13 protein-coding genes are annotated in these 10,166 nt (G+C 34.0%); 2 read left to right on the top strand and 11 right to left on the bottom strand.

Annotated elements, in window-relative coordinates; genetic code table 11:
- Window positions 1–552 precede the first annotated feature (552 nt).
- The 7 genes from GOQ29_RS06475 to GOQ29_RS06445 all read right to left on the bottom strand — a co-directional run bounded on the left by GOQ29_RS06475 (window position 553) and on the right by GOQ29_RS06445 (window position 5,306).
- A complete protein-coding gene (locus GOQ29_RS06475) occupies window positions 553–1,317 on the bottom strand; it encodes an ABC transporter permease (protein ID WP_203371830.1) in 765 nt (254 codons plus the stop codon).
- The gene (locus tag GOQ29_RS06470; protein ID WP_203371829.1) at window positions 1,318–2,079 is read right to left on the bottom strand and encodes an ABC transporter ATP-binding protein; all 762 of its coding nucleotides are present in this window, start codon (window positions 2,077–2,079) and stop codon (window positions 1,318–1,320) included.
- A 116-nt stretch (window positions 2,080–2,195) separates the two neighbouring features.
- Window positions 2,196–2,384, bottom strand: a complete 189-nt coding sequence (locus GOQ29_RS06465) for a cysteine-rich KTR domain-containing protein (RefSeq protein ID WP_203371828.1) — start codon at window positions 2,382–2,384, stop codon at window positions 2,196–2,198.
- Between the two features lie 144 nt (window positions 2,385–2,528).
- Window positions 2,529–2,879 carry a DUF1048 domain-containing protein gene (locus GOQ29_RS06460; protein WP_203371827.1) on the bottom strand — a complete coding sequence of 117 codons (351 nt, stop codon included), beginning with the start codon at window positions 2,877–2,879 and terminating at the stop codon, window positions 2,529–2,531.
- A gap of 9 nt (window positions 2,880–2,888) precedes the next feature.
- Window positions 2,889–3,236, bottom strand: a complete 348-nt coding sequence (locus tag GOQ29_RS06455) for a DUF1048 domain-containing protein (RefSeq protein ID WP_203371826.1) — start codon at window positions 3,234–3,236, stop codon at window positions 2,889–2,891.
- Entirely contained in the window at window positions 3,236–3,541 is a 306-nt protein-coding gene (locus tag GOQ29_RS06450) for a PadR family transcriptional regulator (RefSeq protein ID WP_203371825.1), read from the bottom strand. Before GOQ29_RS06450 ends, GOQ29_RS06455 begins: the two co-directional genes overlap by 1 nt.
- Before the next feature lie 280 nt (window positions 3,542–3,821).
- On the bottom strand, window positions 3,822–5,306 hold the full coding sequence (locus GOQ29_RS06445) for a CehA/McbA family metallohydrolase domain-containing protein (RefSeq protein ID WP_203371824.1): 1,485 nt from the start codon (window positions 5,304–5,306) through the stop codon (window positions 3,822–3,824).
- Window positions 5,307–5,448: 142 nt separating this feature from the next.
- On the opposite strand from GOQ29_RS06445, the gene GOQ29_RS06440 reads away from it, so the two are divergent.
- Together GOQ29_RS06440 and GOQ29_RS06435 are read left to right on the top strand one after the other, a co-directional pair.
- Window positions 5,449–5,643, top strand: a complete 195-nt coding sequence (locus GOQ29_RS06440; RefSeq protein WP_203371831.1) for a hypothetical protein — start codon at window positions 5,449–5,451, stop codon at window positions 5,641–5,643.
- Window positions 5,627–5,797 (top strand): transposase, encoded by a 171-nt coding sequence (locus GOQ29_RS06435; protein ID WP_252187541.1) that lies wholly within the window; start codon window positions 5,627–5,629, stop codon window positions 5,795–5,797. Before GOQ29_RS06440 ends, GOQ29_RS06435 begins: the two co-directional genes overlap by 17 nt.
- A 148-nt stretch (window positions 5,798–5,945) precedes the next feature.
- On the opposite strand, the gene GOQ29_RS06430 is transcribed toward GOQ29_RS06435, so the two are convergent.
- The 4 genes from GOQ29_RS06430 to GOQ29_RS06415 all read right to left on the bottom strand — a co-directional run.
- Window positions 5,946–6,860, bottom strand: a complete 915-nt coding sequence (locus GOQ29_RS06430; protein ID WP_203371823.1) for a TIGR03943 family putative permease subunit — start codon at window positions 6,858–6,860, stop codon at window positions 5,946–5,948.
- Between the two features lie 17 nt (window positions 6,861–6,877).
- A complete protein-coding gene (locus GOQ29_RS06425) occupies window positions 6,878–8,503 on the bottom strand; it encodes a permease (RefSeq protein WP_203371822.1) in 1,626 nt (541 codons plus the stop codon).
- 15 nt (window positions 8,504–8,518) lie between these two features.
- Window positions 8,519–9,535, bottom strand: a complete 1,017-nt coding sequence (locus GOQ29_RS06420; protein WP_203371821.1) for a CobW family GTP-binding protein — start codon at window positions 9,533–9,535, stop codon at window positions 8,519–8,521.
- A gap of 512 nt (window positions 9,536–10,047) precedes the next feature.
- Window positions 10,048–10,166: transposase (locus tag GOQ29_RS06415; RefSeq protein ID WP_203371820.1), on the bottom strand; the 119-nt coding region annotated here is incomplete at its 5' end.

Raw genomic sequence — 10,166 nt, 5'->3', positions numbered from 1 at the left:
CTAATAGCTCTCTTTCAGTAAAGTTAATTCAAATTATGACATTTGATTTACAATGCAATTTTACTTGACAACCTACATTTTATATTCAATTTGTTTTTGTAATAGTAAAAAATTATATAATTGTAAATAGTTATATTCTAAAAAAAAGCCAACTCAGAACTAAATCCAAGTTAGCCTATCAACACTTCTTATTCATCTTCACAATCCATCGCTGTTCCATCCATGAATTGGATGAACTCTTCTGGTTCTCGTAAATATCAACACGATACGAGGTTCTAAAGATAAAGTCTGAATAAATTTATTAATGTGTTCTATATCTTTTTGTCATATATAAATTAAACTGACAATATTGCTCAAGTGGATTTCCAAAATCTAAGACTGTTTTTCTTCTCTCCCTTGATTTTACTGGCTATTTTCTCTCTATCCTGACAACTACCACAACATGCATGATAACATGATTTCTACACAATTACGCAAAAGATTATTGATATAATAATTTTTTAGTTTAATCTACCCCTATGGGTAAGTAACTGCACTTAATACAAAGTTAAATTATAATTTTTTATATATTCTTATGGCAAATATATAAGCTACAACTATTATTGCTATACACCAAGCAAGGGCAACCCATATATCATTTCCTACTGGTTGGTTTGATAATAAATTACGAATAGCTTCAACTATAGGAGTTACCGGTTGATTTTCCGCAAAAACACGTACTGCTAAAGGCATAGTATCTGTTGGTACAAAGGCAGAACTGATAAATGGTAAGAAGATAATTGGGTAGGAGAATGCACCTGCACCATCTGGTGTTTTTGCAGCAAGTCCAGCAATTACAGCAATCCAAGTCAAAGCAAGTGTAAATACCCCAAGAATCCCAAATATTGCTAACCACTCTAAGATTCCTGCTGAAGAACGGAAACCCATTAATAATGCAACAAGTATAATAACTACTACAGAAATCCCATTAGAGATTATCGATGTTAATACATGTCCCCATAATACTGTAGAACGAGCTATAGGCATAGAATGAAAACGTTCAAAGATACCACGTTCTTTATCTGTAAATAAACGGTAAGCTACATATGCAATCCCGCTACCAATAGTCATTAACATTATACCTGGTAATAGGTAATCAATATAATTTTCCGTACCGGTTTTTATTGCACCACCAAATACATAAACAAATAGTAACATAATGGCAATTGGTGTGATACTAACTGTAATAATTGTATCCATACTTCTAAAAATATGACGCATAGAACGTCCAAACATAACACTCATATCTTTGAAAAAATATTTATTTGTTGATTCCATTTATTTTTCCCCCTTTTTACCAATTATTGTTAAAAATATTTCTTCCAATGTCGGTTGTTTTTCTACATATTCTACTTCTGCAGGTGGGAATAATTTTTTCAATCCTTCTAATGTATCTAGAGCAATGATTTTCCCTCCATGAAGAATAGCAATTTTATCTGCAAGTTGTTCTGCTTCTTCTAAGTATTGAGTGGTTAAGAATACGGTAGTTCCCGCAGTTGATAGCTCTTTTATGATCTTCCAAACTTCTAAACGTGCTTCTGGATCAAGACCTGTAGTTGGTTCATCTAAGAAAATAATCTTTGGATTCCCCACAAGGCTCATTGCAATATCAATTCTTCTTTTCATACCTCCAGAATAAGTACCTACTCTGCGGTCTGCAGCCTCTGACATACCAAAACGATTAATTAACTCATATGCTACTTGATTTGGATTCTTAAGATGTCTAAGTTTTGCTATCATTTGGAGATTTTCACGTCCAGTCAAAATTTCATCAATAGCAGCAAACTGACCAGTAAGACTGATAGAACCTCTAATATCCCTTGGATTTTTTTCAATATCAAAACCATTGATCACAACACTTCCAGCATCTGCTTTAAGTAAAGTAGCCATGATTCTAATCATCGTTGTTTTTCCTGCTCCATTGGAACCTAGTAATGCAAAGATACCTCCCTGCTCTACTTCCAAATCTACTCCTTTGAGCACTTCTACATTTTTGTAAGATTTCTTTACCCCTTTAACTTGTATGATATTTTTTTTCATTTTATTTTCCTCCTCTACAATATAGTAACCTTACTCAAATCTGCGTCTAATTCTTTCAATGCAGCTTGAGTAGTTATTATAAAAAAAGAACCGACAACTGTGATTTCATTCACATGTTATCGGCTCTGCGTCTTATCGTCTGGCTCTTTAATAACTGATATATTCAGTTGTTTTACATTGATTATCGTTTCCTGTTTACACTTGGGACAAAATAGGGGGAAATTTTCAAGCACCGTATCATCACGCATCTTGACCCTTGTTTTGTTGCCACAGACCGGGCACAATATCCACTCGTATTTACACACTCTACCATCCCTTTAGTTAATGTTTTTGTTGATCACTATCATTTTAATGCCTGCAAATATTAAGCTGCTTTTGAATGTACTCCACCTTTGCTGAAGGCGCAAACCTTTCACTTCAATTGCTTTTTCAATCCTGATATCTCCCTTTTACTTTGTTTTATCCGTAACCTTTTTCATGGCCTTATTAACTTCTTGGTCAACAGATTCTTGATAGATGTCAGCGTAAGTTTTTGAATCTTTGATTAGATCGTCGCAGAAAGCCGCTACGTCACTGCCCGTCACTTCGAGTACGCCTTTCCCCAAGGCCGTACCCTCTTCAAAAAGATCGATAATCCCCGAGAGCAAATCTATTCCGTCGGTTAGCTCAACAGGGCCGACCTTAAAGAGATATTTTTGAATCTCTTTATAAACAACCTGATAATCTTTCGGGAGCGCTTTGACACGAGCCACGTGCGCTCGCCACTCTTTTTTGCCTTCGATGATATCTTGTATTCTCATTTTATCCTCCTATTTACCTAATTTTTTAGCGATATTATTGTTAAGTTGCTTGCGCCACTTGTCGCGAAAAGACTTTGCCCCTTCTTCGCCAGCCAACGCTGAACAGAAGCCTTTGATATCGTCACCCAAAACCTCTTGGACACTCTGACCATCTGCCGCTGTTTCTTCGAGCAGACCAAGCACACCATCAAGAATTGGCATGAGGTTGCGACCGGTGAAATCTGAGTGGGGCCAAAGATTGGATTTAATTTTTTCCCATGCCGCTTGATAATCAGCCGGCAGCTTTTTAGCTCGCGATTCAAAAGTTTTTAATTCTTTAGTCATGTCGCTTCCCGTGATTTTTTTCCAAAAATTCATTATTTTCTCTCCTTTAACTTGTTAATTTTTGATGCTACGAATTTCCATTTTTCCCAGAACTTCTGCAGCTCCTCACGCCCCGCGTCATTGAGCATAAAAAACTTTCGCGGCGGTCCCATATCGGATGGCTTTTTTTCTATGTCCACAAGTTTATTCTTCTCAAGCCGCACCAAAATGGTATAAACTGTCCCATCCACAACGTCCGAAAATCCGAAGGCATTCAGCCTCCGCGTGATCTCGTAACCGTAGATTTCCTCGTGGTTGATGATTTCAAGAACACAACCTTCTAGCACGCCTTTGAGCATTTCCGTAATGTTCTCTAATGTAACTCTTCCTTTCTATTCTGTATTGCTTGTATGCAGTATTACTTATTACTAGTATATAGTAACACAAAATAGTAAGTTTATCAATAGTTAATTTTATTGTATTCGTAAACTGGGTTGTGTAGTATGCTTCAAAATGGTGTTCCCTAAAATAAAAACCAAGGAATAAGTCATATTTATTATCCCTCGGTTTTTGTTGTCTCAAAACCCATATAAATGCATGGCTTTTCAATTGTTAAGTTAATTAGAATATTTATACAAATTATTTCCCGGGATTTAACAAGACTGGCTCACTTTTCTCGATAATAGTGTTACCCTCCACATACATAATGTATGCGTAATATTCCTTGTTTTCTAAACCCTTGATGTGCGCTCCCTTGGAATTATAGTTCACATCGCTGTACGGGGCATAGGTTCCCTCATTTCCGCTTTCAGAAAGATACACAACATACCCCTTGCCGTTGGCGGAACGTATATCAAAATTCACATTTGCCTGTTTGTTGCCGTTCTCAATACTTGTAATAGAAATGGTGGCGGGCTTATTCTCTTTAACGCCGAAAGGCTGAGTGAAAGCGATACCGGTGCTGCTTTTTAACTGTGCGCGTACATAACTGTTAATCTCATTTTCATAGTCGTTCAGATCGAGTGTTGCACCGGTTGCGATCACAACGCCATCTGCGATCCATTCAATGGTATCGTGATCCTGTCCATTAATCGTTATCGTATTATCCTTTTGATTCACAACGATATTGGAAATGCTGGGAGTAGTCTGATCAAGCAAGTATAAAGTGGAAGATGTACCGCTGCCTGGCGTGCTACTGCCATCAGGCAAGGTTGCATTGATGCCGTCAGGACGGGAGACACGGCTCACCGCATAAAATGCGCCGGTTTCCATCGCTTTTCTTGTGGCTTCCTGAGAAAGCGAAGGCATGAGCATGATATTCCAAGAATATCCGGTGGCGTTTATGCTGTGCGTATCATCGTTTGAGAAACCCCAGACGAAACGGCCATTGGGCATCATCTCTTTCAGAATATTGTCCCAAAGGATTCTATCGCTTCTGGACTCGTTGTCGATCTTATTGATGATTTCCATTCCAACGCAGGAACTGTATGCAGCGAAGAGATCAACATACTTTTGAATAGTTGCAGGATCATTGGAAGCCGCTATTCCGGCTTCGCCGCCCTGCCTGCCGCCGGTATATCTGCCCGCATGGTTAATGTGAGTAATACCACCCATTTCCTCCACGGTTTGAATCGTACTAGCCATGGTAGCACCGGTGCTGTTATTGAAATCTGCAAAGAAAGAATTGATATGATCAGTGATCGACTGCTCATCAGAATTGTAAATATCAATCATACCCTTGCCGTCACGGTCAACTCCCGCAACGATTTCAGCCTCTCTTGCGGAATCAATAGCACCTTCTGTAACTTTATCCCAGCTTTTTGTGAGATAGTTATGATCTGTCATGGCAAGAATATCATAGCCTTTGCTGTAGTGATCTTCGACCATATCTTTTGTAAGATTACCGCCATCGGAGTTTGTTGAGTGCGCGTGAAAATCAGCTTTGTATTGACCGTAATTTTCCCAGTCTACATCCTCATAAGGACTGACGATTGTGTAGCTTTTTTCATACTGTGTGGGCTGCTGTACATTTGCAGCAAATGTTGTTAAACTGAATGCACTTGATAGAAAAGACAGTAACATAAGAAGTGTTGAAATTTTTACCCAATTTTGTTGAGTTTTCATATAAACCCTCCTATTTTTTATTTGAACATTTTTTGTTCGCAATAATAATATCATGGTATTGTTAATAGTAAATTATGGAAAGGTGAAATCTTCGTTAAAAACAAAAAATATGTAGAACCACAATAAAACAAGAATCAAGATCATGAATAAAAATAAGAAAAACTATAATAAATTGAAAAAGTATTGGAAGTTATTACTTAAGGATACTTCTAAGATAGATTTTATCAAATATAAATATCATCGTTGTTTTAAAGATAGGATAAGAGAAGTTGATATAATTAACTATCTTTTACATTTAGATCCGGAATTAAAAGCATCATATGGAGTACATAAATAATACACTAAAATACAACTATAGTAACGGAATTATAGGAGGCATTAATAATAAAATTAAAGTAATTAAACAAATAGCCTTCGGATTTAGATGCTTTTATCATTTTAAAAATAGAATACTAATTACCCAAAATTTAGCAAAGATAAAGATAGCTTAGAAAATGTAATTTCATTTTCTAAGCCATCATTAGATTATATTTTATACTAGTTGAAATAATTTAATTTTGTTAATATAAATATAAGCACCCTCTGAATATTCTATTCAGGGGATGAGGTTCACAATTATTTTTACGCTATATACATTAATTAAAAAGGAAATACATAGTCAACCTCTGGTTTTGCTGTATTTTCAACTTTGTCTGCTTCAATAATAGGTATATCGTTTCCTTTAAATCCATCTTTTGTAATAGTACCATGCACTTTTACCCAAGTATCTGTCTCTAGCTCGACTTCATTTTCATATCTACACAGAAATCCTACTGGCTGCACATCAGCAGCACAGCAAACCATCATCATTCTTGCAGGTACAAACTCATTATCATTAAATTGATCATCTTTGAACACAAAACCAGTAACTTGAATCTTATTTCCATTATATTTTTCTATGTTTTCATATATTTCCTGCATCCATCTTACATAATTGTCGCTATCCATTATAATAGTTCCATCAATTAATTGAAGTTCATCTTCATTTGAATCAATAATGCTTTCATTTTCAGTATCAGAATACTCATCTACATAAGTATCCTCCTTATATTCACTATCATTTGAATCAACAATACTTTGATCTTTGGTATCAGAATACTCATCTATATAGATATCCTCTTTATCTTCACTTTTATTTGAATACTCAATTTTTTTCTCAGAATCATCTATATTTCTCGAATTCCTTTCAAGTTTTAAGTCACCATAAGATATAGAATTTGAGTTAAAACTCTGAGCTGGTAGTAGAAATGCCATTATAAGTGGTAAAACAAAAAACAGAAGTGGCATTGAATTCACTCTAATTCTCTGTGGTTTGAATACCTCAGGGATAAGGAAAAAAGATATCAATACCATGGCAATTACTGCAAACTTTATAAATAGCACATTTCTCGGATGTACATATTTTAAAACCCGTCCCGATTGTATTGTTAAAAAAAAGAATATAGCAAAACCCATCAACATGGCAATCTTAAAAGCAGCATCAATATTATAATTTCTTGTTTTAATACCTCTCACAATACACCTACCTCCCTCTATAGTAATAAAAATGTTAAGAAATAAAGCAACACAAAAGATATTATAGTGATAAATATTACAAGCTTAATAACAAATGACTTTCTAAAACTTGCAAACAACATAAAAAGATTCTTAACATCCATCATAGGACCAAATACAAGAAATCCCATAATTGATCCAGTTGAAACCCTATCCCAAAAACTTCTTGCAATAAAAGCATCTGAAGTAGAACACACAGAAAACAGAAAAGCTATTGCCATCATCACAACAAGAGCTAAGCCATCTCTTACCCATAATTCTGAAAAAATATCTCTTGGTACTATGGTTTGTATAAGACTTGTCAAAAACGCTCCTAAAACAAAATATTTACCAACACTAAAGAATTCTTCACCAGCATGCAAAAACATAATTCGTATTTTTTCGCCAATGCTTTGCTTGCCATTCATTTCCAAATTGCAATATACACAATCACATGTTAATCCATTTATTTCATCTAATAGTGAAGGTTTTGTCTCGGGAAAAAGCGTTAATATAAGACCTACAGCCAAAGCAATAACAAGACCAAAATATATTCTGTATATTGTTATTTCCGGATGTTCTGGAAAAGCATATAAAGTTGATGTAATAACAATTGGATTAATAATAGGTGCAGATAACATGAATGTCACTGCAACAGGTAATGATACCCCTTTTTTTACTAACCGTGCTGTCACCGGCACAATAGCGCATTCACATACAGGAAATAAAAGACCTCCAAACATTGCGGTTAAAAAACCTAACCCAAATTTTTTTGGAAAAAGCTTTACAATAGTTTCGTTGGAAATAAATACATGCATAATAGATGATACAAACATCCCAACTAGCATAAAAGGAAAAGCTTGCATTAAAATACTTATAAATATCATATTAAAAATTTTAATTTCTGAAAAATCTATATTAATTACATTCACTTTAAAAGCTCTCATAACAGAAAAAGTAAAATATGCAATGACAAACATAAGAAATATGCTAATAAAAATATTTGATATCTTTAAACTAAATTTGGATTTATCAATAGAAGACGTATCAACATCAATTTTTAATTTTTTCGGAAATTCCTCATCATATAAAGGTACCTTAAATAACTCTGCATTTCTGTTAAGATTCCTTATACTTTTCTCTATTCTTTTAAAGTTTTCTTCTTGAGTATTAGCTATCTTGTTTAAAACAACTCGGTCTGCCAAAACAATTTGATTCCTCAATATATTTCCAAGATTATTCATATAAACTTCAAAAGTTGATACATCCACTAAACATATGATATTTCCAATAAAACACTTTTTTCTAACAGAACGTTTTTCAAATAAAGATAAAATTTTTTCTGTCTCAAGCATTCCATTATACTCAATAATTATTCTATCGGGTAAATATTTATCAATGATATCTCCAAGATATTTGACATCTAAATCTTTTTGTTCTTCAAGAGTATTTATAAAAACTATATTATCCTTTAATACAGCACTTTCAATACCTATTTCACCATTTTCACATTGTATAACAACAACTCTATCTTCTAGCAGATTCTTATCTTGAAGCAATTCATTTATATAAGTTGTTTTTCCGGAGTTCAAAAATCCAGTAATAATATCCACACATGTCTTCATTTATTCAACCTCGACTTATACTGTAGCATGAAATAGTTTTTTAAGCCCATTTTTGTTTAGATTTCTACCTATTATACATATCCTCCCCGTATAATCTGGATCAACTTTGCTCATATTTATCTCTTCAGGAACATAATCAAACTGAACCCATGCTCCATTATCAACTTGCAAAAAGCCCTTTCCTCTTAATACAAATCCAAAATCATCATTATCAAGCATAGTAATGATACTCTTCAATTCTTCTTCATTAAATATCTTCGACGTCTCCATTCCCCATACTTCAAAAATTTCATCTGCACTATGATGATGCTCATGACCACATCTGCAATTAGCATGATGATGAATCTCCTTATGCACATGTCCACATTCACAACAATCCGAATGCAGTCTCTTATCTAATACCACATTCTTAATCTGTTTTTCAAGAGATACTGCTGTATCCTGTTCTGAAACCGCTACAATTTGCTCTGCTTTTAAACTTTCCAATGGCGTTGTTACAATATTTGCCTTGTCATTTAGCTTCCGAATAGAGCTCACTACCTTATCTATCTTTTCATGTGAGGCTTTTTGAGTCCTACTAAGAATAATCGTCCTAGCATATTTAATTTGGTTTTCAAAGAATTCACCAAAATTTGGAAGATATATTTCATACTTAGATACATCAACTACGGTTATGAGCATATTTATGTGAAGAATATCCTTCAATTCTGGTGTCTCACAAGCCTTTAACACCTCCGATAGCTTGCCTACTCCCGAAGGTTCAATTATGATTCTTTCGGGCTTAAACTTATGAATAATCTCTCTAATACTTCGTTCAAAGTCACCTACTAACGTACAACAAATGCATCCAGAGTTCAATTCTTTAATCTCAATCCCTGACTTCTTTAGCAATGAACCGTCAATTCCTATTTCTCCAAATTCATTTTCAATAATAACAATCTTTTCTTTTAATAATTTTTCTTTTAATAATTTCTTTATTAATGTAGTTTTCCCAGAACCTAAAAAACCAGAAATAATATCTATTTTTGTCATTTTTAAACATTCCTTTCCATTTTTATCTTATATTCAGAACAAAAGTCAAAAAACTCGAACCTATGACGAGTAATATCAAACATGGTCATTTTCTCTAGGGTTTTTCCATATCCCTTTAGGGTACGATTATACTTAAATAGTCTTAACTTTAAACATTAAGAGAGACACCTACAATTTGCAGGTGTATCTTTGTACTTAATCATCAAGTTTCCAATGCAAATTGCTTTGCTATGATAACCTATTCAACTGTTTTCCTACATGTTTACTTGAAATTTTAGCTTTATAGAAAGTATATTCTGAATTTACCTATCCAAATTTTCAAACTATATTATATGTATCTGTACATTCTATTCATAAATAGATCTTAATCTTGTAAATGCAAATCATTTGCATTTACAAGATTAATTATATTAAATCTATAATATCCTGTCAAATATTTTTTAAATGTTTTTTTAATCGTAGAAATTTAATTGATCATGCATTAAGGCGCAAGCACCCTCTGAATCTTCGATTCAGAGGGTGTTAGCCGTATTAGGAGTTTCTTGGTTTTTAATATATTCTTTTATGGTTTCAATAGGGGCTCCGCCTGATGAAAGAAGAAGATAGCTTCTGTTCCAAAAATAAGGTTTCC

It is taken from the genome of Anaeromonas gelatinilytica (assembly GCF_016820635.1).
GTDB lineage: Bacteria > Bacillota > Clostridia > Tissierellales > SIT17 > Anaeromonas > Anaeromonas gelatinilytica.
Note: the sequence above shows the minus strand (reverse complement) of the source record. Positions and strands in the feature narration are given on the sequence as shown.

What these genes read in the sequence shown, in the direction of transcription:
- GOQ29_RS06475 (WP_203371830.1), bottom strand. Translation starts at nt 1,317, where the DNA reads ATGGAATCAACAAATAAATATTTTTTCAAAGATATGAGTGTTATGTTT.
- GOQ29_RS06470 (WP_203371829.1), bottom strand. Translation starts at nt 2,079, where the DNA reads ATGAAAAAAAATATCATACAAGTTAAAGGGGTAAAGAAATCTTACAAA.
- GOQ29_RS06460 (WP_203371827.1), bottom strand. Translation starts at nt 2,879, where the DNA reads ATGAGAATACAAGATATCATCGAAGGCAAAAAAGAGTGGCGAGCGCAC.
- GOQ29_RS06455 (WP_203371826.1), bottom strand. Translation starts at nt 3,236, where the DNA reads ATGAATTTTTGGAAAAAAATCACGGGAAGCGACATGACTAAAGAATTA.
- GOQ29_RS06450 (WP_203371825.1), bottom strand. Translation starts at nt 3,541, where the DNA reads ATGCTCAAAGGCGTGCTAGAAGGTTGTGTTCTTGAAATCATCAACCAC.
- GOQ29_RS06445 (WP_203371824.1), bottom strand. Translation starts at nt 5,306, where the DNA reads ATGAAAACTCAACAAAATTGGGTAAAAATTTCAACACTTCTTATGTTA.
- GOQ29_RS06440 (WP_203371831.1), top strand. Translation starts at nt 5,449, where the DNA reads ATGAATAAAAATAAGAAAAACTATAATAAATTGAAAAAGTATTGGAAG.
- GOQ29_RS06435 (WP_252187541.1), top strand. Translation starts at nt 5,627, where the DNA reads ATGGAGTACATAAATAATACACTAAAATACAACTATAGTAACGGAATT.
- GOQ29_RS06425 (WP_203371822.1), bottom strand. Translation starts at nt 8,503, where the DNA reads ATGAAGACATGTGTGGATATTATTACTGGATTTTTGAACTCCGGAAAA.
- GOQ29_RS06420 (WP_203371821.1), bottom strand. Translation starts at nt 9,535, where the DNA reads ATGACAAAAATAGATATTATTTCTGGTTTTTTAGGTTCTGGGAAAACT.